The sequence below is a fragment of the Saccharospirillum mangrovi genome (assembly GCF_003367315.1).
Taxonomy (GTDB): Bacteria; Pseudomonadota; Gammaproteobacteria; order Pseudomonadales; family Natronospirillaceae; genus Saccharospirillum; species Saccharospirillum mangrovi.
Window position 1 is genome coordinate 2,284,700 of record NZ_CP031415.1, and the last position, 25,922, is coordinate 2,310,621.

Here is a 25,922-nt window from a genome sequence, read left to right on the forward strand (position 1 = left end):
CGCTTATCCCTGCGGTTTTATTCAGATAAGCCCTTGCAGTGCGACGAATTTATCCAGCAGTTCATCATCAGTCTCAATATGTTGCGGGTCGGGCACAATGCAGCGGCTGATCGGGCACACCGCCTGGCAAGTCGGTTCGTCGTAATGGCCTTTGCATTCGGTGCAGCGGGCCGGATCGATTTCGTATATCACCGCTGCGAAAACGATGGCCGAATTCGGGCATTCCGGTTCGCACATATCGCAATTGGTGCAACGCTCGGTAATCAACAACGCCATCAGGTGGCTCCGCGCGCGGTCCGAGTATCCTGGCCGGCGCTTAGATCGCGCATCAATAACGCAAAGGCAAGTTCGATGTCGCTTGGCACCGGAATAAAAACCTGATGGCCGCTGCCTTTGGCGACATCAATGGCGTTGCCATCTTTGTCGCGCATATCCGCCAAAGCAAGCATCACATTTCCGTTCGGCGTCATCATTTCGAGCAAATCGCCGACGCAAAATTTATTTTTGACGATAACTTCCGCCCACTCGCCATCTCGCACGCCACTGAACTCACCAATGAACTGTTGTTGTTTGGATACCGAATGGCCGTAGTCGTAATTCTGATAAGCGTCGTGGCGATGGCGCTGCAAAAAACCGTCGGTATATCCGCGATGCGCCAGACTTTCCAAAGTATTCATTAACGACGCATCAAAAGGTTCTCCGGCAACGGCATCGTCGATGGCTTTTCGATACACCTGAGCGGTACGCGCGCAGTAATAAAACGACTTGGTACGACCTTCGATTTTCAGTGAATGAACGCCCAATTGCGTCAACCGCTCGACATGTTGTACCGCGCGTAAATCGCGCGAATTAAAAATGTAGGTGCCGTGTTCGTCTTCAAACGCGGTCATTTTTTCCTCGGGCCGGGTTATTTCAGTCAGCAACACCGGCTCACTGAAATTGACACCTTGACCCAAGGTCGGTTCAACCAGCTCAACAACTTGCCCCGCCTCATCCTCGCGGCCGGCCTCAACCGAATACGACCAACGACAGGCATTGGTGCAAGTACCCTGATTCGGATCGCGCCGGTTCATGTACCCCGACAGCAAACACCGTCCCGAATACGCCATGCACAAGGCGCCGTGCACAAAAACTTCCAACTCAATATCCGGGCACTGCTGACGAATTTCGGCAATCTCATCAATCGATAATTCGCGCGACAAAATCACTCGTTCAATACCCTGTCCCGCCCAGAATTTTACCGCCGCCCAATTCACCGCATTGGCCTGCACCGACAGATGAATGGGCATGTCGGGAAAGGCCTCACGCACCATCATGATCAAACCCGGATCAGACATAATCAGTGCATCCGGCGCCATCGCCACAACCGGCTCCAGATCGCGAATAAAGGTTTTCAATTTGGCGTTGTGCGGTTGAATATTGCAAACCACATAAAAGCGTTTACCCAGCGCATGGGCTTCATCAATACCGATTTTCAGATTGGCATGATCGAATTCATTATTGCGCACCCGCAAGCTGTAACGCGGCTGGCCGGCGTAGACCGCATCAGCGCCATAGGCGAAGGCATAGCGCATGTTTTTGAGGCTGCCAGCTGGGGAAAGGAGTTCGGGTTTTTCCAGAGGTGATTTCAACACGGCGAGAAACCGGGACGACGAAAGCGCCGAGTAGAACCGATTTCTCTAATCAGGTGGCTGATACAGATCAACGAAAGAACGTTAAAAACTGTCTGCGTTTATTCCTTAAACTCCGCCTTATCCAACCCATGCTTGCGCATCTTGTCGTACAGGGTTTTCCGCGCCAGGCCCAGACTTAGCATGGTGTCTTTGATTGAACCCTGGTTATCGCGCAAGGCCGATTGCAACAGCGAGCGCTCAAAGCCATCCATCATTTCAACGAGCGTGCGGCGGTTGGCGACTTCGGGTTGGGTGGGTTCGTTGGCGTCGTCCAGGGCGGCTGGGCCCATTAATACATAACGCTCGGCGAGGTTGCGCAGTTCGCGTACGTTGCCCGGCCAGGAATGGTGCAATAAGCGTGCGGTCTGGTCGGGCGTGAGCGGTACGCTTTCGCGGTCGTAGCGTGCGGCGGCGATGAGCGCGAAATGGTGGAACAGCAGCGGGATGTCGTCTTTGCGTTCGCGCAGCGGCGGAATCATTAATTCGACGACGTTGAGCCGGTAATACAGGTCGGGTCGAAACTCGCTGGCGTCGCTGAGTTTTTTCAGGTCGGTTTTGGTGGCGGCGATAATTCGTACATCAACGTCGATGGCGGTATTGGAACCGAGTCGTTCGACTTTGCCTTCTTCCAAAACCCGCAACAATTTTACTTGCAACGCCAACGGCATGGATTCGACTTCGTCCAAAAACAATGTGCCGCCGCTGGCGTGTTCGAAACGGCCGATGCGTTTTTTGTCGGCGCCGGTGAAGGCGCCGGCTTCGTGACCAAAGAGTTCGCTTTCGATCAGATTTTCCGGTACGGCGCCGCAATTTACCGCGACGTAATTGTGGTCGGAACGCGCGCTGTTTTCGTGAATGTAACGCGCCAATGCGTCTTTACCGGTGCCGGTTTCGCCGTTCAGCAAAATAACCGCTGAAGTATCAATTACCGGGTCCAGCTGCGCCATTAATCGCAACATACCGGCGCTGTCACCCAAGACGCGCGGGCCCGGTCGCGCAAAGTGTTTTAGGCGTGCTTTCAGTTCGCGGTTTTCCAACGCCAGTTGGCGTTTTTCGCGCGCTTTTTTCAGCAGTTCAATCAGTTCGTCGTGGTCGAAAGGTTTTTCAATAAAGTCGTAAGCGCCATCCTGCATGGCGGCTACGGCGGTGCTGATGTCGCCCTGGCCGGTGAGGATGATGACGGGAATGGCGTCGTCGATGGCGCGGACGGCGCGCAACACATCCAAGCCATCCATGCCGGGCATGTGGTAATCGCACAGTACGACGACGTTTTCTTCGGCGGATAACGCCGTTAACGCAGACGCGCCATCGGCGTAACAATCGGCCGGTAAATTTTCCAGGGCCAGCGTCTGTTTCATCACCTGGCGGATGTCGGTTTCGTCGTCGATAAAGACAACGGCTCGTTGATTCATGCTGCGCCCTCTCGCTGGGTCAGTGTCAGAATAAATTCTGCGCCCTGGCCGTCACGGCGGTTTTGGCCGACGAGTTTTCCGCCCAGTGCATCAACAATCTGGCGGGAAATCGACAGGCCCAAACCGAGTCCCTGTTTCATGGATTTAGTGGTAAAAAACGGTTCGAATAATTGTTCAGTGTTGGCTGGCAAACCGGGGCCATTATCGCGCACACGGCATTGCCAGCAAGCGTCGTTAAAGCGCAGGTCAATTTGTATCTGCGGTTGATCGACGGTTTCGGTGGCCTGCGCGGCATTGGCAATCAGGTTCACTAATACCTGTTCGATGCGAATCAAATCGCCATGCACCCAGGCTGGGTGTTGCGGCCGTTGCCAATCGAATTGCACGCCGGCGCTGTTGTCTTGTGCGCTGATGATTTTCAAGGCGCCATCAATCGGCTGGCGCATATCAACCAGACTGGGCCGGCCTTCCGATTTGCGGGCAAACACTTTGAACTGCCGGGTTAATTCGGCCATGCGATCGCACAAGGAAACAATTTCATGCAGGTTGGCATCGACGGTTTCGTTTTCACCGCGCTCCAGAAACCGACGGCTGTTGCGTGCGTAGGCTTGTATCGCCGTTAACGGTTGGTTCATTTCATGGTTCAAACCCGCCGACATCTGCCCTAACACGGCTAACTTGGCCGCCTGAATTAATTCCTGCTGCGTTTCTTTCAGTTCTAATTCGGCGCGTTCGCGCTCGGCAATTTCCGCCAGTAATTGCTGGTTGGAACTTTCTAAGTCTGCGGTGCGTTCGGCGACGCGTTGTTCCAGTTGTTCGCCGCGTTCGGCCAATTCGGCTTCGCGCCGATAGCGTTCGCGCACGTACAGCCAGGTTAAGAATCCGCCCAGAAACACCAGTGTGCCACCGACGAGAAATTGCACCTGAGTCCACAACACCGGCTCGGTGCCGATCAAGACGCGCAGGGTCCAGTCCAGTTGCGGCAATGGCGTTTCGACGCTGAGGAAAGGTCGCGCCGCTTCACCTTCGCCGACCAGCAATCGTTCAGATCGCGTACTGACGCCAATGGGCCGGCCCTGATCGACAATGGTCATCGGCGTTAAATCTTCGTCGTGGTAACGACGGTCGGCCAGAATGCCAAGCCGGCGTTCATCGCTGATCGGTTCAAAGGCGCGATATAACCAGGCCGGACGGCTGGCTAAAAAACTGATGCCGTCGAGGTCGAGCACCACCATTTCCGATTCGCTGAATGCGGCCGGTCGTTGCCATTGGTCTTCGAGGTCGGTGACCTGAATTTTTATCACGACGACGCCCAAGGGCTCACCGAGTTCGTTGGTTACCGGGTGCGAAAAATACAGGCCGCGTTGATCGGTGGTGATGCCCAGTGCGAAATAAATGGTCGAATCGGCACTGGCCATGGCTTCGTGAAAGTACGGCCGGAAAGCAAAATTCCGGCCGATGAAACTGGTCGGTAATTGGTAATTGTTGGCGGCAATGGTCAGGCCGGTCCGGTCCATTAAATAGACGTCGGAACTGGCGACGATGCTGGCCATTTTTTTCATTTCTTCGTTGGCTTCGAGCACCAGCAATTCGCTGTCGGGATGTTCCAGCACGGATCGCATCAACGGGTGTTCGGCCATGAGTTCGGGAATAGGTCGGTAGCGATTCAGTTCGTTCGCCACCAACTGGCTGTAACGAAACGATTCTTGCAGGCTTTCACGTTCGAGTAACCGATAGCCCGCCCAGGAACCGGCGCCCCAGGAAAACAGACAGATGCTGATAAAGCAGATCAGCACCCAAAAGCGGTAGTTGGTAAAGGTGTGTCGCAGCGACATGGTTTAACCCGATAACGCCGCGACTCAAACCCAGGTTCAAGTCGCGGCTGGCATTCGATCAGGCCTGAGGCGCTAACCGTCCACCTCGGGCTTTTTGGATAAAGATGACCGCAACCGCAATGGCCAGGCCTCCCAGGTCGGTGATGATACCGCCTTCAATCATTAAGAAGGCAGCGAGAATCAGCATCAACCGCACCGGCCAGTTTGCCGCCAGGCGCATAAACCAACCCATCACACCGCCGGACAACAGGTAAACGCCAAAGGTGGCGGTAACCAGTGCGCGGCCGATGGCAAACCAGTCGGCGTTCATCAACAGCGCGCCATTGTAGAAGAACATGAACGGCACGATGAAGGCGGCCAGGCCGATCTTGAACGAGGCGGTTGAGGTTTCCATCGCATTAGCACCGGAAATACCCGCCGCTGCGTAAGACGCCAGCGCCACCGGCGGTGTAATGGCCGAAACCACCGCGAAGTAGAACACGAAGAAGTGCGCGGTCAGCGGATCAATACCGAGTGAAATCAAGCCTGGGGCTACCACGGACGCAGCCACGGCGTAGGCGGCTGTGGTCGGCATGCCCATGCCCAACAGGATGGAAATCAACATGGCGAAAATCAGCGCCAGCAACTGGCTGGTTTCAGCCAGGCCGAGCAGCAGCGACGAGAAACGCGCGCCGACGCCGGTCAACGAAATCACACCCACAATCACACCGGCGCACGCACAGACGGCGATGATCTGGATCGACATGATGCCGGCCAGTTCCAGGGCTTTCAGAATGGAGCGGATGCCCATCTTATGCGGCGAAATCCAGCTCACTACGGCGGCCGAAACCGTCGCCAGCGTACCGGCGCGAATCACCGAATAACCCATGAACAATGCGACGATCAAAATGATGATCGGTGCGAACAGATAGACCTGTTTCACCAGTTTGCGGAAGCGCGGAATTTCGTCTTCCTTCATACCGCGCATGCCCAGCTTGGCGGCTTCGAAATCGACCATGAAATAGACCGACGCGAAGTACAGGATGGCCGGAATCAAGGCAGCGATGGCGATCTCGGTGTACGGGATACCGGTGATCTCGGCCATGATGAAAGCGCCCGCGCCCATGATCGGCGGCATGATCTGTCCACCAGTAGACGCCGCCGCTTCAACCGCGCCGGACGATTTCTTGGAGTAGCCGACTTTTTTCATCAACGGAATGGTCAGCGAGCCGGTGGAAACCACGTTACCGGCGCTGGTGCCGTTGATCATACCCATCAGGCCAGACGCGAAAATCGCTACCTTGGCCGGACCACCGCGGGCACGACCAGCAACAGCAAATGCAAAGTTGACGAAGTAATCGCCCACTTTTGACGCCTGCAGGAAGGCGGCAAAAATGATGAACAGAATAATGTAGGTCGAAGATACCGCTGTGGTTGGGCCCAACACGCCGGCGTCGGTGTACACCTGGCTGAAGAAACGCTGTACCGACAAGCCCGGATAACCCAGGAAGCCCGGCAGATAGGGGCCAGCAAAAACATACACCAAAAAGATGCAGGCGATTACGACCAGCGCCAGACCCGCCACGCGACGCGTCAATTCCATGATCACGGCAATGCCGGCAACAGCGGCAAAGGAAATACCGATCGGCGCGAACGAGGTACCGGTGCTCATGCGCAACGGGGTGTTGTACATCAGCAGGAAGTAGCTGGCGGCGGCGATGGTGCAGATCACCAATTGCAGATCGGGCCAGGAAAAGGCCGAACGGCGACCGCGATGGAACCAGCTCAACACGATGCCGCCAAAGGTGGCGACCATCAGCGGCCAGCCGTACAGATTGGCTTCTACAGCCGGGGCAATGCGCATGGCTCCGTTGGCCATCATCTGCGCCATGGCGCCGGTCTGATAGAGCGCGAACAGCGCGGGCAACATCAATACGCCAGCGGCAATGGACGTCCAGCGTTTTTGTGTCTCGTCATCGGCACTGAAACGCGTGCCGGAAAACAACAGAAAACCGAGGATCAACGCACCGGCAATGTGAATGATGCGGAAAGTCCAGGTTTCCAGTGGTGCAATATTCAGTGTGTAGAGGTGGAAGCCAGAAAAAATCACCGCCAGGGCCATCACGCCCCAGAACACCCAGCCTTCGAACAGGCGGCGGTTGGATTCGATGGTTTCGTCGTCAACGCCTTCGATCACCAGACCGTCCTCGACGGCTTCAGTGGCGGGCGCTTGGTAGTCTTTGTCAGTCATATCGGTTCCCGGCGAACAGAACCGGGCCGGTTCCAAGAATGGAGACCGGCCCGGTAACTAAGGCCTTGCGGGCCTGAACAGGTGTTACTTAATCATGTTGGCAGGAATGGTGTAGCCGTTCTCGTTGAACCAACGAGCCGCACCCGGATGCCAAGGGATAAAGGTGTTTTTGTTGTAGTTAGCCGGCACGGAAGTGGTCGCCGCCTTGTGGATAGAAACCATCTGAGCGTTGTTTTCCATGGTCAGCTTGGTCACTTCATAAACAAAGCTTTCCGACAGATCACAGTTGGCGATGGCGAAGTTCCACATGGATACCGCACGCGCATTGCTGTCGAGCGATTGGTATGTGCTGGCCGGGATGGTGAACTCAGACACCGGGAAGGCGTCGAGGATGGTGTTCATTTCCGCTTCGGTGAACTCGATGATGTTCACGTCAGTCTGAACTTCCAACTGGCTGACGGCCGGAATCGGAATGCCAGCGGCAAAGGCGATCACGTCCAACAGACCATCCTGCAACTGACCACCGAGGTCGTTCCAGCTGCCGTTACGGCGGTCGAAGTCCACACCCAGGGTTTCCAGCATCGGCGGGAAGTAGGTGTCGGAGGTAGAACCGGCCGGGCCGAAGCCGATGCGGGCGCCGTCAGGAATGTCGGCAATGGATTTGATGCCGGAACTGGTCAGTGCCGTCACCGAGAACGGTGTTTCGTACATTGGGAAGATGGCGCAAACGTTGTCCATCTTCATACCCGGAGCCAGGGGGCTGTTGCCGTCCATGGATTCACGGGCCGGACCCATGGTGGTCAGACCGAATGCCAGGTCGCCAGTGTGCACCAGCGCCATGTTCTGCATCGGGCCGCCAGTCACTTCACCGCCACCGGAAACACCCAGGTTTTCCGCAACAAAGTTGGCCCAACCAGCGCCATAGGCGAAGTAAGTGCCGCCCTGGCTTGCGGTGCCAACGGTGAAGTTACTGGGCCAATCGGAACGATCTTCGGCTTGAGCAGTACCCAGAGCCATGACGGACGCGGACAGCGCCGCCAGCATAAGAGTGCGGGATGCCTTCATCTTGTTCTCCATTGTTGTTGTCTTTATTCGGGATATCACTGCGATATCAGTGGGCATTTTTGCCTCGGCCTGCCCAAAGCAAGCCACGGGCCAATGTCCCAAAAGCGCCCAATGGCGCTGCTGAAGACATCCCTGATCAGAAAAATGGGTGAATTTCCACCCACACCAGCAACTCACTTGAGTCAAGATCCGCCCATTGGTCTGCCTTCGCAATGCTGTATCATGGCGCCTCCAGACGACCGGACCTTTTGTCGCCATGCCTGCCCTGCTGCTGCCCGCTCCTGCCAAACTGAACCTGATGTTGCACATCACCGGGCAACGGGCCGACGGCTACCACGAACTGCAAACCCTGTTTCAGTTGCTCGATCGCGGCGACGACCTGGAGTTTAGTCCAACTTTGGATGGCCGCATTGAACTGTCACCACCACTGCCTGACGTGGCCGATGACGACAACCTCATTATTAAAGCCGCCCGTCTGCTTAAACCTTATGCGAGCGCCAATGCCGGCGTAGCCATTCAACTGCACAAACGCCTGCCGATGGGCGGCGGTCTTGGTGGCGGCAGCTCAGACGCGGCCACTGCCCTGGTTGCACTGAATCATCTGTGGCAGTGCAGGCTCAGCGAAGACCAACTGGCGGAACTCGGTCTGTCGCTCGGTGCCGACGTGCCAGTATTCGTGCGCGGGCGCAGTGCCTGGGCCGAAGGCGTCGGTGAACGTCTGACACCGGTCGAGCTGCCCGAACACTGGTTTGTTGTGCTGCAACCCGGTGTTTCGGTGAACACAGCCCGTCTCTTTGCTGACACCGAATTGACACGAAATACCCCAGTCAGCACAATACGCTCCGCGCTGGCCGGGGCGGGTCACAATGACTTCGAAGCCGTGGCCAGGAAGCGCTACCCTGAGATTGAACTGGCTTTTACGCGACTGGCGGAATTCGGCCAGGTCCGGCTCAGCGGCAGCGGTGCCTCACTCTTTCTAACGACGCAAAGCGACATGGCAGCCCAAGACCTACTGCGCAGCATTCTTGAGCAATACCCGGGCTACAGCGGCTTTACTGCCCGAGGTGTCAACCAATCGCCTTTGCAGCGATCCCTGGCCAACACGGCCTGAACGCAACACCGATTTTGAACGTCGGGTGGTTGCGGGCTACCCGACTGAGCTAACCAAAACAGGGTGGTCTGAAGTGTCAAAAATGATGGTCTTTACTGGGAACGCGAATCCCGATCTCGCCAATCAGGTGGTTGAACGTCTGTGCATTCCGATGGGCGACGCCACCATCACCAAGTTCAGTGATGGTGAAACCGCCATTGATATCAACGAGAACGTGCGCGGCGCCGATGTATTCATCATTCAGCCCACCTGCGCACCGACCAACGACAACCTGATGGAAGTCATCCTGCTGGCCGACGCTTTGCGCCGCGCATCTGCCGGTCGCATCACCGCGGTAATGCCCTACTTCGGCTACGCCCGCCAGGACCGCCGGCCGCGTTCTTCGCGTGTGCCAATTTCCGCCAAAGTGGTTGCCGACATGCTGACCGTGGTCGGCATCGACCGCATCATGACCGTCGATTTGCACGCCGACCAGATTCAGGGCTTCTTCTCCATTCCGGTGGACAACATCTACGGCTCGCCGGTACTGCTCGACGACATCCGCCAGCGCGAATTCGAAGACATGATCGTCGTCTCGCCCGACGTCGGCGGTGTGGTGCGTGCCCGCGCCATCGCCAAGCAGTTGAGCAGCGACCTGGCGATCATCGACAAACGCCGGCCCAAGGCCAACCACGCCGAAATCATGAACATCATCGGTGATGTAAAAGACCGTACCTGTGTGCTGGTGGACGACATGGTCGATACCGCCGGTACGCTGTGCCAGGCCGCCGATGCACTGGTGAACTTCGGCGCCAAGAAAGTGGTCGCCTACGCCGTCCACCCGGTACTGAGCGGGCCGGCCGTCGAACGCATCTCCAATTCCCACCTGGAATTAGTGGTCACCGACACCATTCCGCTCTCGGAAGCGGCGAAAAACTGTGCTAACATCCGCCAGCTTTCGATGGGGGGGGTACTCGCTGAGTCCATCCGCCGCGTCAGCAACGAAGAATCCATCAGCGCCATGTTCCGGTAACACTTAGCCAAGAACTGCGTTGATTGAATGCAAATAGCGGCTTTTTAGCCGCTATTTTGTTGAATTTCGTTTTATCCCTTTCGGGCCTGAAACCCGGATTTACTGAAACGGTGGCACGTCGAACTGGTCGCGGTTCGCGGTCGCCTTGAGTTGGAGAACAACCGCAATGTCTGACATTTTTACGTTGAACGCTGAAGAGCGTGAGGTTGCAGGGAAGGGTGCGAGCCGCCGCCTGCGTCGTGAAGGCCTGATTCCGGCGATCATCTACGGCGGTGCCAAAAACCGCAAACCGATGAGCCTGACACTGACAGAGCGCGAGCTGAGCCGCGCCCTGAAAGAAGAAGCCTTCTACTCTCACGTGTTGACCATCAACATTGGTGACAAATCTGAACAAGCCATCCTGATGGACATTCAGCGTTCACCTGCCAAAGGCACACCGCTGCACGCCGACTTCGAACGCGTGACCAAAACCACTGTGGTTCACAAGCGCGTACCGCTGCACTTCATCAACGAAGAGAAGTGCAAAGCCGTTAAGCTGCAAGGTGGCAAAATCCAGCACGCTGTTACCGACGTTGAAGTGACCTGCAAGGTCGGCGACCTGCCGGAATTCATCGAAGTTGACATGGCTGATCTGGAACTGGGTGCCGTTGTTCACCTGTCCAACCTGAAGCTGCCGAAAGGCGTGTCTCTGACCGAACTGAACAAAGGCGAAAGCCACGACGTTCCGGTCGTATCGATTGTTAAGCCGGCCGGTGCTGAAACCGCCGACGAAGCAGCCGAAGACGCCGCTGGCGAAGAGTAAGACCGTTCGCGTCCGTGACGCCAACGTGACGAAAGGGCCTGCGGGCCCTTTTTTTATACAGGACAGACAAAGATGGCAGCGCTGAAACTCATCGTTGGCCTGGGCAACCCGGGCGCACAATACGACCGCACCCGCCACAACGCCGGCTTCGACTACGTGGACGAACTGGCGCGCAGTCTGGGCGCATCCTGGCAACTGGACAGCAAATACCTGGCAGAGATGACCAAGGTCAACATCGCCGGCACCACCGTCTGGCTGATGAAACCCATGACCTTTATGAACCGCTCCGGCCAGAGCGTGGCGAGCTTTGCCAACTTCTATAAGTTCGACCCCAAACAGATTCTGGTCGCGCACGACGAACTCGACCTGCCCGCCGGTGTCGCCCGCTTCAAACTCGGCGGCGGCCATGGCGGCCACAACGGCTTGCGCGATATCATCGCGCGCCTGGGCAACATCAAGGATTTCTACCGGCTGCGTTTGGGCATCGGCCATCCGGGCAGCGCCACCGAAGTCGTCAACTACGTGCTGGGCAAACCCCACCCCGACGACCAGATTCGACTGGCCCGCGCCATCGACGCGGCCATTGCCGAGACGCCAAAAGTCGTCGCCGGCGACTGGCAAAAAGCCATGAACCTTTTGCATCAATTTCAGGCCGACTGACCGGCCAACTATTTCGGGAGACACAGCATGGGCATCAAATGTGGCATCGTCGGCCTGCCAAACGTGGGCAAATCGACACTGTTCAACGCCCTCACCCAGGCCGGCATCGACGCCGAAAACTTTCCGTTCTGCACCATCGAACCGAACACGGGCGTCGTGCCGGTGCCGGACCCGCGTCAGGACAAAGTCGCCGCCATTATGAAGCCGGAAAAAATCATTCCGACCACAATGGAATTCGTCGACATCGCCGGCCTGGTGGCCGGTGCGTCCAAAGGCGAAGGCCTGGGCAACCAGTTCCTCGCCAACATTCGCGAAACCGACGCCATTGCCCACGTGGTGCGTTGCTTTGAAGACGACAACGTTATTCACGTCGCCAACAAGATCGACCCGATCAACGACATCGAAGTGATCAACACCGAACTGGCGCTGGCCGACTTGGACGCAGTGGAAAAGCAACTGCTCAAGTTGCAGAAAAAAGCCAAAGGCCAGGACAAAGAAGCGATTCGCCAGGTCGCCTTGCTGGAAAAAATTAAACCGACACTCGACGACGCCAAACCGATTCGCAGTGTCGATTTAACCGCCGAAGAAAAAGCCGACCTGAAACCCTTTTTCTTCCTCACCATCAAGCCGACGCTGTACATCGCCAACGTCGATGAAAACGGTTTTGACAACAACCCGCATCTGGATCGCGTACGCGCCATCGCCGCCGAAGAAAACGCCGAAGTGGTGGTGATCTGCAACAAGCTGGAAGCGGAAATTGCCGAACTGGACGACGACGAGAAAACCGAATTCCTGGCCGATCTGGGCATGGAAGAACCGGGTTTGAACCGAGTCATCCGCGCCGCCTACAAACTGCTCGGCCTGCAAACCTACTTCACCGCCGGCCCGAAAGAAGTGCGCGCCTGGACAGTGAAAGTCGGCGCCACCGCACCGCAAGCGGCGGGCGTGATTCACACCGATTTTGAAAAAGGTTTTATCCGCGCCGAAACCATCGCCTACGACGACTTCGTGCAATACAACGGCGAAGCCGGCGCCAAGGAAGCTGGCAAATGGCGTTTGGAAGGCAAGGAATACATCGTCAAAGACGGCGATGTCATGCACTTCCGCTTCAACGTCTGATTCGGTTTTAAACGTTAAAAAGCGGCCAATAGGCCGCTTTTTTTTTTGGTTCATCACGAATTGGCGGGAAAGCAGATTTAGGACATTCACGTAAACCCCCGATGTAGTTTTGGCCTGTCTGGCGAATTAATATGAGCAAACTGACCAATCTCCTGGGCATTTCACGTCAGCGGTTGACGGGACAAGGCCGCCCTGTCGACCTTTGCCGTCGCTGTCGCCAGTTGGCACAACCTTGGCTATAGCGAACCATTCGTAAATCCTCGTCGCTCAAAAAAAGGAAACGCTTGTGACGCACTCAACCTCTCGAACATTGTCCGTAACCGCCGTATTGATGCTGGCGGCTGCCTGGCTGCTTTCCGGCTGCATTGGCCCGATGACGATTCACGCCCGCGGCCCGGATGTTGAGCAGCGTTATGCTCTGGGCGAGCTGGAACGCGCCAGTTTTTCCGGGCGCGGTGACGTTCGGTTGGTGCCGTCAAACGAATCGGTGCTGGTGGTGTCGGCGCCGCAAAACATTCTCGACGTGCTCGACATCGAGGTTCGCCAGGGCCGCCTGAATGCCGGGCCGCGCCACGGCGTGCGGCTGTCGCACACCACGCCTGCGCCGGTGTACACCCTTTACGTCAACGAACTGGAACGGCTCGATTTCAGCGGTTCGATGGTCGTGCATGCCGACCAGTTGAATACCCATAGCCTGCGGCTGTCCGGCTCCGGCGCTGTGAAAGGCGATCTGCGCGTTAACGTCTCCGAGCTCAGCATTCATGGCTCGGGCAGTGTCGACCTGACGCTGACCGGGCAAACCGACACCCTGGACGTTCACGGCTCCGGCGCGGTCCGATTGGACGCCACTGATTTGCTGGCGCGGAGCGTCGAGCTGTATTCCTCCGGCAGTGCGCATGTATCGGTGTGGGCAGAAGAATCTCTGAAGGTACACAGCAGCGGCTCAACCCGGGTGCGCTATCGCGGCCAGCCGTTGGTCAGCCAGAGCATCAGCGGTTCGTCGTCAGTAGAAGCCTTGGACGACTGATTCATCGGTTGATTGGATTGGGCCAGCGGCAACGGGTTTATCCGTTCGTCTGGCCCGTCATTGTTGGCCGATTCGACCAAATCGCCGCTCGCTAAACCGCTACGCTTGTCTGCGCCGTGCCCGCCCCCTAAGTTGTCGGCAGTCGATTCCGGACGATCCAACAATGACAACAACGTTCGATTGCATCATCGTCGGTGGCGGTTCCGCCGGCAGTGTGCTGGCCGCCCGCCTCAGTGAAGACCCGGCACGGTCGGTGTTACTGATCGAAGCCGGCGGCAACGGCCGCAGCCCGCTGATCAACATCCCGCTCGGTCTGGCGCTAACCGTGCCGACCCGCCTGCACAACTGGGGTTTCCACAGCGAACCGCAGCCCGCCCTGAACGGGCGTCGTGGCTATCAACCGCGCGGTCGGGCGCTCGGTGGCAGCAGCGCCATTAACGCCATGATTTACACCCGCGGCCATCCCGACGATTACAACGACTGGGCCGACCAAGGCCTGACCGATTTCGCCTGGCCTGAGCTTCTGCCCTGGTTCCAACACAGCGAAGGCAACGGCCAGTTGGGCGCGCCGTTTCACGGCCAGAACGGGCCGCTGTCGGTCAACGATCTGCGCTATCAGAACCCCGTCGTCTCGGCGTTTTTGGCCGCCGGGCAACAGGCCGGCTGGCCGCTCAACGCCGATTTCAATGGCGCCGATTCGTTCGGCGTTGGCCGCTATCAAGTTACGCAACGTCATGGCCGGCGTTGCAGTGTCGCCAAGGCTTATCTCGAACCCGTTCGGTCGCGACCCAACCTGACCGTGCTCACCCACAGCCGGGCTTTGGCTCTGGAATTCGGTGACAGCCGCGTCACCGGCGTTCGGGTGCAGCGCGGTCGCGGTGCGGTGCAAACCTTCAGTGCGCGGCATGAAGTCATCCTCAGCGCGGGGGCGTTCCAGTCGCCGCAATTGTTGATGTTGTCGGGCATCGGCCCGCGCGAGGAGTTGCAACGCCACAGCATTGAAGTGCGATTGGAACGCAGCCAGGTCGGTCGCAACCTGCAAGACCATCTGGATTATCTGGGTTGCTGGCGCAGCCGTTCGCCGCATTTAATCGGTTACGGCCTGACGGGCGTAGCGCGCCTGGTCGCCGGTTTGCCGAACCTGTTGCGCGGTCGTGGCATCTGGACGACCAACGGCGCCGAGGCCGGTGGTTTTATCAAAACCCGACCGGATCTGGATCGACCCGACATCCAACTGCACTTTCTGGTCAGCCTGGGCGACAACCACAACCGGCGTTTGCACTACGGCCAGGGCTTCAGTCTGCACGCCTGTCAGTTGCGGCCGTTTTCGCGTGGGCAAGTTGGTCTGCACAGCAAGAATCCCCTCGCCTCTCCGCGTATTGATCCAGGCTATTTAACCGACGAGCGCGATCTTGAAGTGTTGCTGGCCGGCGTCAAACTCAGCCGCGACATTGTTCAGCAACCAGCGCTGGACCGCTTTCGCGGCAAGCCGCTGTACCTGCCCGACACCGCCAGCGACGACGCATTAATTGAACAAATCCGCCAGCGAGCCGAGACCATTTACCACCCGGTCGGCACCTGCCGCATGGGCGTAGATGCTGACGCCGTGGTCGATCAACGCTTTCGAGTGAAGGGGATTGAGGGGTTGCGAGTGGTCGATGCCAGCGTGATGCCCACCTTGATCGGTGGCAACACCAACGCGCCGACCGTAATGCTGGCCGAACGCGCAGCCGACTGGATTCGGCGCGGCGAATAGCGTTTTAGTTTTTTATTCCTTCCGCTATTCCTTCCAAACCCAACGCACCGGCTCGCCGAAATCGTCGTAAATCCATTCTTTGCGGGGACGACGATGGCGGCGTGTGGTTTGCGGTGGTTTCTTCTGCTTGCGCGAATCAATAGCGGCGACAACTTCCGGCACCGGCGTGCGCTCGGTTTTCGGTTCGCCGTTGCTGCTGGATTGAAACGGATTACGCCAGGGTGTGCTGGCGTCGAGACCGGAGCGGCCGCGATCGACCGTTTCAATTTCACCGCCGTCACGCAAAAAGGCATCCACCTGACTTTCCAGGTCGCGCCGGATGTCTTTTTTGGTGGGCGGTTTTTTCACAGCAAACTCTGCGCTGGCAACGTTAACCACTCAGTATAACAAAGCCCCGCTGAAGACCCAGGCCCGGTTCTGAATCCGCCGCGCCCTTCGCTCTTCTGAACACAGCAGTTATGAATCAAACAGGGCTCAACGCCAGGCCCTTCGACTGTCATCATCGGCCTGTAGATTGGATGCCTCCCCCGATTCGGCAATCCCATCAACCAGAGTCACAAGGAAGAGTCATGAAAGCACGCTACGACACCATCATTGTCGGCGGTGGATCGGCTGGCTGTGTGCTGGCCGCCCGATTAAGCGAAGACCCTCATCATAGAGTTCTGCTGATCGAAGCAGGCGGTTCAGGCCGCAGTCCGTTGATCAGCATTCCACTGGGCATAGCCGCCACCATTCCCGGCTATGCGCACAATTGGGCGTTTGAATCGACCCCCCAATCGGGACTCGACCAGCGTCGTGCGTTCCAACCCCGGGGCAAAGGTCTCGGCGGCAGCAGCGCCATCAACGCCATGATTTACACCCGTGGTCATCCGAACGATTACAACGACTGGGCCGACATGGGCTTGACGGATTTCGCCTGGAATGAAGTGTTGCCCTGGTTTCGCCGCAGCGAGAACAACAGCCGGGGCAGCAGCAGTTTCCACGGTCAGGACGGGCCTTTGAGTGTGTCCGATCTGCGCTCGGACAACCCGGCGACCGATGCCTTTCTGGTCGCCGCTCAAGCAGCGGGTTTCTCAACCAACGACGACTTCAACGGTGCCCAGCAAGACGGCTTTGGCCGCTATCAGGTCACGCAAAAGAATGGCCGTCGTCACAGTGTCGCCGCCGCATTTTTGCACCCGATACAGCAGCGCCCCAACCTGCACATCCTGACTCGTCATCAGGTGACCGCCTTGCTGTTTGAAGGCGATCGCGTGGTTGGTGTTCGCGCGCGCAAAGGGCGCTCCGGTGACACAGAATGGCGTTGCAGCGGTGACGTCATCCTCAGCGCCGGCGCTTTTCAGTCGCCGCAATTACTCATGCTGTCGGGCATCGGCCCGGCCGATGAACTGCGCCGACACAACATCGATGTGCGTTTGGATCGACCAGCCGTCGGCGCCAACCTTCAAGACCACCTCGACTACACCAGCGCCTGGTTCAGCCCCTCGTCACAGGTGCTGGGTTATGGCCCTAAAGCAATGGCGCGACTCGCCGCCGAATTGCCGTCGTTTCTGTCGCGCGGGCGCGGATTATGGACCAGCAATGTGGGCGAAGGCGGTGGCTATGTGCGTTCCCGTCCAGACCTGGATCGGCCGGATTTTCAAATCCATTTCCTGATCGGCGTGGTCGACGATCACAACCGCCGTCTGCATCTGCCAAACGGCTTTTGTGTACATGCCTGCCAACTCAGACCCCGCTCTCGAGGCGCATTGCGATTAACCAGCGCCGACCCGTTAGCGCCACCGTCCATCGACCCGGGTTATTTCAGCGACGAGCGCGATCTGGACGACATGCTGCTGGGCAGCAGGATCAGCCGCGACATCGTGCAGCAATCGCCACTGGATGCGTTTCGCGGCAAACCTCTGTTCATCAGTGATCAGGCCAGTGACGAAGAACTGCGAGCCTCGATCCGGCAACGCGCCGACACCGCCTACCACCCCATCGGCACCTGCCGCATGGGCATCGACGCCGATGCCGTGGTAGACACGCGTTTTCGGGTAAAGGGAATCGACGGGTTAAGAGTGGTGGACGCCAGCGTCATGCCGACGTTAATCGGTGGCAACACCAACGCGCCCACCATCATGCTCGCTGAGCGCGCGGCCGACTGGATTCGTCAGGGTTAACCGCGTGTAAAACGCCCCGGTGAAAACGCCTGCAGATCCAGGGCCGGCGTTTCTTCGGCCAGCAATTGCGCGGTCAACTCGGCGCTGCCCATAGCCAGCGTCCAGCCCCAGGTGCCATGGCCGGTGTTGTAATAGACATTCGCCTGCCGGGCGCGGCCGATGGCGGCCGGGCCGTCGGGGGTCATCGGCCGAAAGCCAGTCCAGGGTTCCGCCGCCGACCAGTCCGCCGCGCCGGGAAAGCGCGCGTCTAAGCTGTCGCGAATGGCGTCGAGCCGGCGCGGCAACAGGCGTCGGTCAAAATCCGCCAATTCAGCAAAACCGGTCACCCGAACGCGGTCGCCCAATCGCGTCATCGCGACTTTGCGGGTGTCGTCAATCAAGGTCGAAACCGGCGCACAACGCGAGTCGCGAATCGGCGCCGTCAGCGAATAGCCTTTCACCGGATAAATGGGCAGATTCACACCCAGGTCGCGCGCCAGTTCACGGCTGCCACAGCCTGCGCAGACAACGAACGCATCGGCTTCGAGCCAGTCGGCCCCGTTCAGTTGAATGGCGTGCAGACGCTGAGCATCGGCGCGCAGTTGCGTCACCCTTGTTTGCGTCAGCAACTGACCGCCGCCCGCCACAAAGCGTTGCGACAACACCTGAGTAAACCGCTGGCAATCGCCAGTGCCATCGCCAGGCACCAACAAGCCACCGGTGATCGGCTGGTCGGCATTCAAACCGGGTTCCTGTTGCCGGGTGGCGGCTTCGTCGAGCCACTGGCTGTCGATGCCCAACGCCGCCATCACCTCGGCAATGCGCAGCAAATGATCCCGATCGGCCGGCGTATCGGCCAGCTTCAACAAACCGCCGTGCGCGCCGTCGAACGCCAGCGATACCTGTTCGTCCAGCGCCAGAAATTGTTCGCGACTGAATTGCCCCAACCGCAACATGGCCCGGCGGTTGTCGTTGAACAACGCCGGTTGCAGCGCGTAGCGCGTCATACCCATCAGGAATTGCAACGTGCGCATTGAAGGCGGCAACGCCAATTTCAGCGGCCCGGCGCGACGCAACATCGACGGCAAGGCTTCGCGAATCATCGACGGCGACGCCCAGGGTGAAACGTGACCATAAGACCGCTGACCGGCGTTGGCGTAACTGGTTTCCAGCGCCACGCCGTCGGCTTTATCGATCACAGTCACGTCCATTCCACGCCGCTGTAGCGCCCAGGCGGTGGTCACACCCACCACACCTGCACCAATAATGACTGCCTTCATAACCGCTCTACTCCAATCGGCACTACACCGCGTACAGGTTTAACACCACAGCCTATCGACGGAACCCGTGGATCGGCAATCAACGCAACCCGCTTTACTCAATATCCGGCGTTACCAAATTAACGGACACAGCCACCTGGCCTTGCGCCGCCAGGCGGCAGGCGCGGGGTGAATGGCCGGTCTCACGCTTGAACGCTGTGCTGAAGGCGCTTTCCGATTGGTAGCCCAGGTCGCTGGCGAGTTGGGCAATCTGAATATCGCTGGTCTGCAACGCACGCTGCGCCAATTGCATGCGCCAGCGAGTCAGATAGGACATCGGTGCCACCCCCGCAATCGCCTTAAACTGAGTTGCAAACGTTGTGCGCGACATGGCACACGCCTGCGCCAGCGTCTCCAGATGCCAGTTGCGGGCCGGGTCGCTGTGCATCAGCCGAATGGCAGGCGCCAAGCGAGGATGCACCAATGCCTTCAGCCAACTGGCGGGTTTGGCTGCGCCAGACATCAAATGGGCGCGCAGAATCTGGATGAACAGCAATTGCGCCAATTGTGCCGATGCCAGTTGCATGCCCGGCAAGGCTTGCGCCTGTTCGACAACGAGCTGATCCAGCAAGGCGCGAAACCGATCCGCCTGCGGCCAACTGGCTGGAATGTGAATCCAGGGCGGTAACACCTCGCTGAGTAACGGGCCACTGACCGGATCGAGCAAGACGTGCCCGCCCAGATGAGCAAAGTCCTGCCCCTCACCCAAATGCACCCGACTTTTCCCGGCACCCGAAAACAGCGCCATCGCATCCAGCGGTGGCACATTCGGATCACTCGCCAGAACAAAGGCGCGCGGCGCCGATATCAGGCCAATGTCGCCACATTCAAAACGCAGAGGCTCAGCTTCACCTTCGATGTGAATCCAGCAGCCGCCCTGCACCACGGCAAAAAACTTGATGCGTGTTGGCGCCGGAAAACGAATTGCCCAATCGCCACCGGCGGTAAATCCACCGGTGATCAGCGATTGCGCCTGGGTCAGTTTGAGCAGGTCGGAAAACGGATCGGTCATCACATTCGAACTATCAAAGAAGTAATACGGATTTTAGCGCATTCAAAGTTCCAGTTTCGCCCACTAACTTAAGCGCCACTGTCATAACACACAAAGAGGCTTCTGACGTGAAAGACGAACTTGTCCTGGTTACCGGTGGCACCGGCTACATTGCCCAATTTTGCATTCTGGCGCTGCTGGATGCCGGTTATCGAGTACGGACGACGCTGCGTACCCCACAACGCCAGGCTGAAGTGCTGGCCAATCTCAAGGTCGGTGGCGCCGAGCCGGGCGAGCGACTCAGCTTTGTCGTCGCTGATCTGACTGCCGATGCCGGTTGGGATGACGCCGTCGCCGGTTGCAGCTTTGTCATGCACGGCGCATCCCCCACCCCCACGGGTGAACACATCACCGAAGACGATTGGGTCAAACCTGCGGTAGAAGGCAACTTACGTGTGCTGCGCGCCGCCCGCGATGCCGGCGTAAAACGCGTGGTGCTGACCTCAGCCTTTGGTGCCATAGGCGTCGGCCATCCGCCGATGCAGCGCCCGTTCAACGAGACCGATTGGAGTGACTTGAACAGTCGCTACCCGGTTGCGCCGTATCAGCGTTCAAAAACGCTGTCCGAACGTGCCGCCTGGGACTTTATTGCGCGTGAAGGCAAGGGCATGGAACTGGCTGCGATCAATCCGGTCGCCGTGCTCGGCCCGGTGTTGGGTGCGGATTATTCGCACTCGGTGCGTCTGGTTAAGCAAATGCTCGACGGCCAGCAAGGCAGCCCCAAAATCAACTCCGGCTTTGTCGATGTGCGCGATGTCGCCGACCTGCACTTGCTGGCAATGACGCATCCATCCGCCAAGGGCGAACGCTTTGTGGCAATCACCGGACACAGCGTCGGTCTGATCGACGTAGCGCGTATTTTGCGTCGTCGTTTAGGCAAGGCGGCGCGCAAGACACCCACCTTTGTATTACCCAACTGGGCAGTCAAACTGGCGGCACGCAAGAACCCTTCCTTGCGTGGCCTGATTCCGCTGCTGGGCATCAACCTGAACGCCACCAGCGAAAAAGCGCAGCGTCTATTGGGCTGGTCGCCACGCAGCCTGGAAGACGCTGTCGTCGCCACGGGCGAAAGCCTGATCGAGCACAAACTGGTGAACGTCTGAAATTAAGTGGATTGCGCCGGCAAAAAACCATCAAGGATGATGGTCTCCTGTTGTTGCATCAGCGCTTCGGCGCGTTCCATGTGTTCACGCATCACGCGGCGTACTTCGGCTTCGTTGCCGCGTTTGAGCGCGCCGATCAACTGCATCTGATAGTACTTGCCGGTTTCCCACAATTCGGGATTCGGCAGGTCATAAATGTCGTGACACAGGCGCAGATTTTTCAGCAGGCCGAGCAAGAAATGGCAGGTAAAACTGAGAATCGGATTCGGGCATAAATCGACCAGCACTTCGTGAAAACTCAGTTCCGCCAGGCGCAAAGCGTGCTCTTCCGCCTGATTGGTTGGCGGTACGTCGTACACCGTCATGGTGGTTTGCAGACGGCGAAAATCTTCGTCGGTTAAACGCCCCACTACCGAAGCCGCCATTTCCGGTTCCAGCTGTATGCGTAACTGGTAGATGTCGTGAATGGTGATGGGTTTGAAATAAAAATAATTCGCCAGTAACGACATCGCCCGGTCCGGCGGCACGTCGGCCACAAAAGCACCGCCGCCTGGGCCGGTTCGGGTGGCGATTAAGCCTTGAGTTTCCAGTGCTTTGAGCGCTTCGCGTACCGTGCCTTTGGCGGCGCCGTAGGTTTCCATCAGGTTTTTTTCCTGCGGCAGACGGTCGCCGGGTTTGAGCTTGTGCTCGGCGATCATCTGCTTGAGCGCATCGGTTACCTGATCGGAACGTTTGGTCATAAGGTGGCTGTCATCAATGAGTCGGTTAGGACGGTTGCGGCGGATGATAGCACGCCAATCGGTGACCCGAACTCACCTCGCTCAACGCCGGGTCGCTGCGCTGGCAATCGTCCTGCACGAACGGGCAACGCGGTGCAAAGGCACAACCAACCGGCGGCTCGAACGGATCGGGCAACACCACCGCATCGCTTTCCGGCGGCAGACGCAACTGCGGGTTGCCCGGTACCGAATCGAGCAGGCGTTGGGTGTACGGATGTTGCGGCCGTTCGAACAATTCATCGACCGGCGCCTGCTCGACAATGCGGCCGAAATACATCACCACCACACGATCACAGAAATTACGCACCACGCCCAGATCGTGACTGATGAACACATAGGTCAGTTGAAATTCATCGCACAGTCGCTTGAGCAAATTCAGCACCTGCGCCTGCACCGACACATCCAACGCCGACACTGGTTCGTCCAGCACCAACACATCCGGCTCGGCGGCAAGCGCGCGGGCTATGCCAATGCGCTGCGCCTGGCCGCCGGAAAATTCGTGTGGATAACGGTCGAGAAATTCCGGTCGCAAATTCACGTGCGTCATCAATTCGGCCAGCCGTTGTTCGCGTTGTTCGGCGTTTAAATGGCGCAGATGAATCAGCGGTGTCGATAAAATATCGCGAATGGTTTTGCGCGGGTTCAGCGAACTGATCGGGTCTTGAAAAATGTATTGCACGCGTTGCGATAACTGCCGCAAATGGACGCGGTTTTTATCGTCGGCCAAGGGTTGACCGTCGAGACGAATATCGCCATCGCTGGGTTGATCAAGCCCAACCAGCATGCGCGCCAAGGTTGATTTACCGCAGCCGGATTCACCGACAATGCCGAGAATCTCGCCCGGTGCGACGTTAAAACCGAGATCGCGCACCGCGTGCACCGCTGGCGTCGGACGGCCCAACCAATTGCGGCCGCCGCCAAAACGTTTGATCAGGGAACGGACTTGCAGCTTGTTCATGCCATCGCTCATACATTCTCCCGGGCAAAGATACAGCGCGCCTGCCGCTGCGGATTTAGCGTCTGCAATTTAATCGGTGCCTGGCGGCATTGTGCGGTCACCCGGTCGCAGCGGTCGGCAAAATTGCAGCCGACTGGTAAGTCGCTGACCGTCGGTGGCAGGCCGGGAATTTCTGCCAGTGTCTGGCTGGGGCGCGACACATCGGGCACGCAATCGATCAAGCGGCGTGTGTACGGATGCGCCGGCTTGGCGAGGATATCGTGAACCGGACCCAGCTCGACAATTTCGCCGGCGTACATCACCGCTACCCGGTCGCAAATTTCCGCCACCACACCAAAATCGTGCGTAATAAACATCAGGCTGGCGTTTCGTTCACGGCGCAATTGATTGAGTAATTTCAACACCTGCGCCTGCACGGTTACATCCAACGCTGTGGTCGGTTCATCGGCAATAATTAACTTCGGTTCGTTCGCCAGCGCCATGGCAATGGATACCCGCTGACGCATGCCGCCTGACAATTGATGCGGGTAAAGTCTGGCGCGTTGCGCCGCGTTGGGAATGCGCACCGCTTCGAGCAAGTCGACGGCGCGCTTCCAGGCACTGCGATAACTCAGCCACTGGTGCGCGCGCATGGCTTCGACCAGTTGATCACCAATGCTGAATTGCGGGTGCAAGGTCGATAGCGGATCCTGAAAAATGTACGCCAGTTCACCGCCGCGCAACGAGCGCAAACGTTCGTCGCTGACACCGAGAATATTCTCACCGCCAACGTTCACCTGCCCGTCGACAATCACGCCCGGTGGCGATGCAACCAAACCGAGTAACGACATCGCCGTTACCGATTTTCCGGAACCGGATTCGCCAATAATGCCCAGACATTCGCCCGGCTGGATGTCGAAACTCGGGCCGTTAACGGCCTGATGAATTTGGCCGTTGAGATGAAATTCAGTGCGTAAATCACGGACAGATAATAAGGCGTCGGTTTGTTCAGTTGGTTTTGACCGAGCCGATTTAGCCACTTCGGTACGCGCCGCCGGCCGACGCAATGCCCCGGCTTTCAGGCGCGGGTCGAGTGCATCGCGCACGCCGTCGCCCAATAAATTAATGCTCATCACCAGAATAAAAATCACCAGACCGGCGAGGCTCGCCACGTGCGGCGCGTTGATGATCAGGCTGCGGCCTTCACCGAGAATGGAACCGAGGTCAGCCGTCGGCGGTTGCGCACCCAGGCCCAGAAACGACAGCCCAGCGGTTTCCAGGATCATCCAGCCGACGGTGGTCGACATGGTAATGACGATCACCGGCATCACGTTGGGCAAAATTTCCTGCCACAAAATGCGGGCATCGCCGAGGCCGGATAAACGCGCGGCATCGACAAATTCCCGATGCCGCAACGTCACCACCAGGCCCCGCACATTGCGAGCGAAAAACGGAATGTTAACGATGGCGATGGCGTACAAAGCGTTCATCAAACCGGGGCCGAGCGCGGCGACAATTGCCAGCGCCAGCAGGATGTACGGAAAGGCCATCAGCATGTCGATGCCGCGCATCAAACCGCCGTCGATGCGGCCGCCGAAATAACCGGCCAGCAAACCGATCAGCGAACCGAAAAAGGCCGCCACCAACGTGGCGGCAATACCAACGGCGAGTGAAACTCGTGTGCCCCACAGCAAACGCGATAACAGATCGCGCCCGAGTTGGTCGGTGCCGAGCCAATGCCCGTCCGACAGCGGCGGCAATAAGCGATTGGCAAGCGCGGTAGTGTCCGGGTCGGCCAACGGCAGCCAGGGCGTGAGTACCACCAGCAGCAACACCAAGGCCATCACCGCCAACCCAAAGGCGGCCAGACGATTGCGCACTAATAAAGCAAAGGCATTGCTGCGGCGACGATGAGTTTTGTTCGACCTGTTCATGCGGTCACCCTCGGGTCGAGCAACACCTGTACGACGTCGGCAATTAAATTAAACAGCACGTAGGCCGCAGCGACGATCAACACGCCGCCCTGCACCAGCAACAGATCGCGCGTGGCAATGGCGTTAACCAGCATGGAACCGATGCCGGGCCACTGAAATACGGTTTCGATGTACACCGCGCCGCCCAACACAAAACCAGCCTGAATACCGATCACCGGCACGATGGACACCAGCGCCGCCTTAAACGCATGGCGGAAAATGACCCGGCGTTCGTGCAAGCCTTTGGCGCGGGCGGTGCGAATAAAATCCTGACGCAGCACTTCGAGCATGGCCGAGCGCGTCAGCCGGGCGATGACGCCGGTGGCAATAAACGCCAACGTCGAGGCGGGCAAAATCAGATGCATCAGCAAGTCGGGCAGATCGCCGCCGCCGTACACGGCGAACATGCCGCTGGCCGGCAGCCAGCGCAGTTGCACGGCAAACAGCATGATCAACAACAGACCCAACCAGAACGCCGGGGTGGAAATGCCGATCAGCACGATCAGCGTCAGCAGCTTGTCGGTCCAACCGTATTGGCGCACTGCCGAAACAATGCCAACCAGAATGCCGGCAATCGAACACAGCACGAGCGCGGTACCGGCGAGAATTAAGGTTGCGCCAAAGCGCTCTGTAATGATGTCGAGCACGGCGCGGTTCTGGCGATAGGAACGGCCGAAATCGCCCTGCACCACATTGCCCAGCCAGGTGGTGTATTGCTGCACCAGCGGTTTGTCGAGACCGAGTTGCGCGTTGACCTGGGCGACGTTATCGGGCGTGGCGTAGGAACCCAGAATCGCCAGCGCCGGGTCGCCGGGAATCATCGCCATGATGAAAAATACGATGACGGTGAGGCCGAACAACACCGGAATCGTCAACAACAGACGGCGGCCAATGTAGGCCGTAATGGAGGCGTTCAT

Annotated in this window: 22 protein-coding genes; 9 read left to right on the forward strand and 13 right to left on the reverse strand. The window is 58.2% G+C overall.

The genetic code is table 11. The features are described from left to right. Positions 1-21: 21 nt before the first annotated feature. From DW349_RS10945 to DW349_RS10970, 6 genes are all read right to left on the reverse strand, one after another. Complete coding sequence (locus tag DW349_RS10945) at positions 22-276, reverse strand: YfhL family 4Fe-4S dicluster ferredoxin (protein ID WP_108125299.1); 255 nt, start codon at positions 274-276, stop codon at positions 22-24. Then, positions 276-1,574: a prephenate-dependent tRNA uridine(34) hydroxylase TrhP gene (trhP, locus tag DW349_RS10950; protein ID WP_232819309.1), complete on the reverse strand. Its 1,299-nt coding sequence runs from the start codon at positions 1,572-1,574 to the stop codon at positions 276-278. Before trhP ends, DW349_RS10945 begins: the two co-directional genes overlap by 1 nt. Before the next feature lie 158 nt (positions 1,575-1,732). Continuing rightward, positions 1,733-3,085, reverse strand: a complete 1,353-nt coding sequence (locus tag DW349_RS10955; protein ID WP_108125298.1) for a sigma-54-dependent transcriptional regulator — start codon at positions 3,083-3,085, stop codon at positions 1,733-1,735. Continuing rightward, a complete protein-coding gene (locus DW349_RS10960; protein WP_108125297.1) occupies positions 3,082-4,920 on the reverse strand; it encodes a sensor histidine kinase in 1,839 nt (612 codons plus the stop codon). The genes DW349_RS10955 and DW349_RS10960 overlap by 4 nt, the downstream gene beginning before the upstream one ends. 58 nt (positions 4,921-4,978) lie before the next feature. After that, positions 4,979-7,150: a TRAP transporter permease gene (locus DW349_RS10965; protein ID WP_108125296.1), complete on the reverse strand. Its 2,172-nt coding sequence runs from the start codon at positions 7,148-7,150 to the stop codon at positions 4,979-4,981. Positions 7,151-7,234: 84 nt separating this feature from the next. Beyond that, a complete protein-coding gene (locus tag DW349_RS10970; RefSeq protein ID WP_198650464.1) occupies positions 7,235-8,227 on the reverse strand; it encodes a TAXI family TRAP transporter solute-binding subunit in 993 nt (330 codons plus the stop codon). A gap of 244 nt (positions 8,228-8,471) precedes the next feature. Here DW349_RS10970 and ispE point away from each other — a divergent pair, with 244 nt between their 5' ends. The 7 genes from ispE (at position 8,472) to DW349_RS11005 (ending at position 15,702) form a co-directional block, all read left to right on the forward strand. Next, positions 8,472-9,326, forward strand: coding sequence for a 4-(cytidine 5'-diphospho)-2-C-methyl-D-erythritol kinase (gene ispE / locus DW349_RS10975; RefSeq protein ID WP_108125294.1), 855 nt, complete (start codon positions 8,472-8,474; stop codon positions 9,324-9,326). A 73-nt stretch (positions 9,327-9,399) separates the two neighbouring features. Then, entirely contained in the window at positions 9,400-10,338 is a 939-nt protein-coding gene (locus tag DW349_RS10980; RefSeq protein WP_162824636.1) for a ribose-phosphate pyrophosphokinase, read from the forward strand. A gap of 166 nt (positions 10,339-10,504) precedes the next feature. Further along, a complete protein-coding gene (locus DW349_RS10985; RefSeq protein WP_108125292.1) occupies positions 10,505-11,140 on the forward strand; it encodes a 50S ribosomal protein L25/general stress protein Ctc in 636 nt (211 codons plus the stop codon). A gap of 72 nt (positions 11,141-11,212) precedes the next feature. Beyond that, a complete protein-coding gene (gene pth, locus DW349_RS10990) occupies positions 11,213-11,800 on the forward strand; it encodes an aminoacyl-tRNA hydrolase (RefSeq protein WP_108125291.1) in 588 nt (195 codons plus the stop codon). A 27-nt stretch (positions 11,801-11,827) separates the two neighbouring features. Then, entirely contained in the window at positions 11,828-12,919 is a 1,092-nt protein-coding gene (gene ychF, locus DW349_RS10995; RefSeq protein ID WP_108125290.1) for a redox-regulated ATPase YchF, read from the forward strand. 286 nt (positions 12,920-13,205) lie between these two features. Continuing rightward, positions 13,206-13,946 (forward strand): head GIN domain-containing protein, encoded by a 741-nt coding sequence (locus DW349_RS11000; RefSeq protein WP_157954315.1) that lies wholly within the window; start codon positions 13,206-13,208, stop codon positions 13,944-13,946. A gap of 163 nt (positions 13,947-14,109) precedes the next feature. Beyond that, positions 14,110-15,702: a GMC family oxidoreductase gene (locus DW349_RS11005; RefSeq protein ID WP_108125288.1), complete on the forward strand. Its 1,593-nt coding sequence runs from the start codon at positions 14,110-14,112 to the stop codon at positions 15,700-15,702. A gap of 24 nt (positions 15,703-15,726) precedes the next feature. Here the strand turns inward: DW349_RS11005 and DW349_RS11010 are convergent, their stop codons facing one another. Then, positions 15,727-16,050, reverse strand: coding sequence for a hypothetical protein (locus tag DW349_RS11010; protein WP_108125287.1), 324 nt, complete (start codon positions 16,048-16,050; stop codon positions 15,727-15,729). Positions 16,051-16,271: 221 nt separating this feature from the next. Between DW349_RS11010 and DW349_RS11015 the strand changes: the two genes are divergently transcribed. Next, positions 16,272-17,864, forward strand: a complete 1,593-nt coding sequence (locus tag DW349_RS11015; RefSeq protein ID WP_108125286.1) for a GMC family oxidoreductase — start codon at positions 16,272-16,274, stop codon at positions 17,862-17,864. On the opposite strand, the gene DW349_RS11020 is transcribed toward DW349_RS11015, so the two are convergent. Beyond that, on the reverse strand, positions 17,861-19,123 hold the full coding sequence (locus DW349_RS11020; protein WP_108125285.1) for a D-amino acid dehydrogenase: 1,263 nt from the start codon (positions 19,121-19,123) through the stop codon (positions 17,861-17,863). The two genes, DW349_RS11015 and DW349_RS11020, sit on opposite strands and share 4 nt — an antisense overlap. A 94-nt stretch (positions 19,124-19,217) precedes the next feature. Then, positions 19,218-20,174, reverse strand: a complete 957-nt coding sequence (locus DW349_RS11025; RefSeq protein ID WP_108125284.1) for an AraC family transcriptional regulator — start codon at positions 20,172-20,174, stop codon at positions 19,218-19,220. A 107-nt stretch (positions 20,175-20,281) separates the two neighbouring features. On the opposite strand from DW349_RS11025, the gene DW349_RS11030 reads away from it, so the two are divergent. Then, on the forward strand, positions 20,282-21,316 hold the full coding sequence (locus tag DW349_RS11030) for an SDR family oxidoreductase (RefSeq protein WP_108125283.1): 1,035 nt from the start codon (positions 20,282-20,284) through the stop codon (positions 21,314-21,316). 2 nt (positions 21,317-21,318) lie between these two features. Here the strand turns inward: DW349_RS11030 and DW349_RS11035 are convergent, their stop codons facing one another. From DW349_RS11035 to DW349_RS11050, 4 genes are read right to left on the reverse strand one after another with little or no spacing between them, the layout of a single operon-like run. Continuing rightward, positions 21,319-22,056, reverse strand: a complete 738-nt coding sequence (locus DW349_RS11035) for a FadR/GntR family transcriptional regulator (protein ID WP_108125282.1) — start codon at positions 22,054-22,056, stop codon at positions 21,319-21,321. 25 nt (positions 22,057-22,081) lie between these two features. Next, positions 22,082-23,065, reverse strand: coding sequence for an ABC transporter ATP-binding protein (locus DW349_RS11040; RefSeq protein WP_198650463.1), 984 nt, complete (start codon positions 23,063-23,065; stop codon positions 22,082-22,084). After that, positions 23,062-24,966, reverse strand: coding sequence for a dipeptide/oligopeptide/nickel ABC transporter permease/ATP-binding protein (locus tag DW349_RS11045; protein ID WP_108125281.1), 1,905 nt, complete (start codon positions 24,964-24,966; stop codon positions 23,062-23,064). The genes DW349_RS11040 and DW349_RS11045 overlap by 4 nt, the downstream gene beginning before the upstream one ends. Beyond that, positions 24,963-25,922, reverse strand: coding sequence for an ABC transporter permease (locus DW349_RS11050; RefSeq protein ID WP_232819304.1), 960 nt, complete (start codon positions 25,920-25,922; stop codon positions 24,963-24,965). The genes DW349_RS11045 and DW349_RS11050 overlap by 4 nt, the downstream gene beginning before the upstream one ends.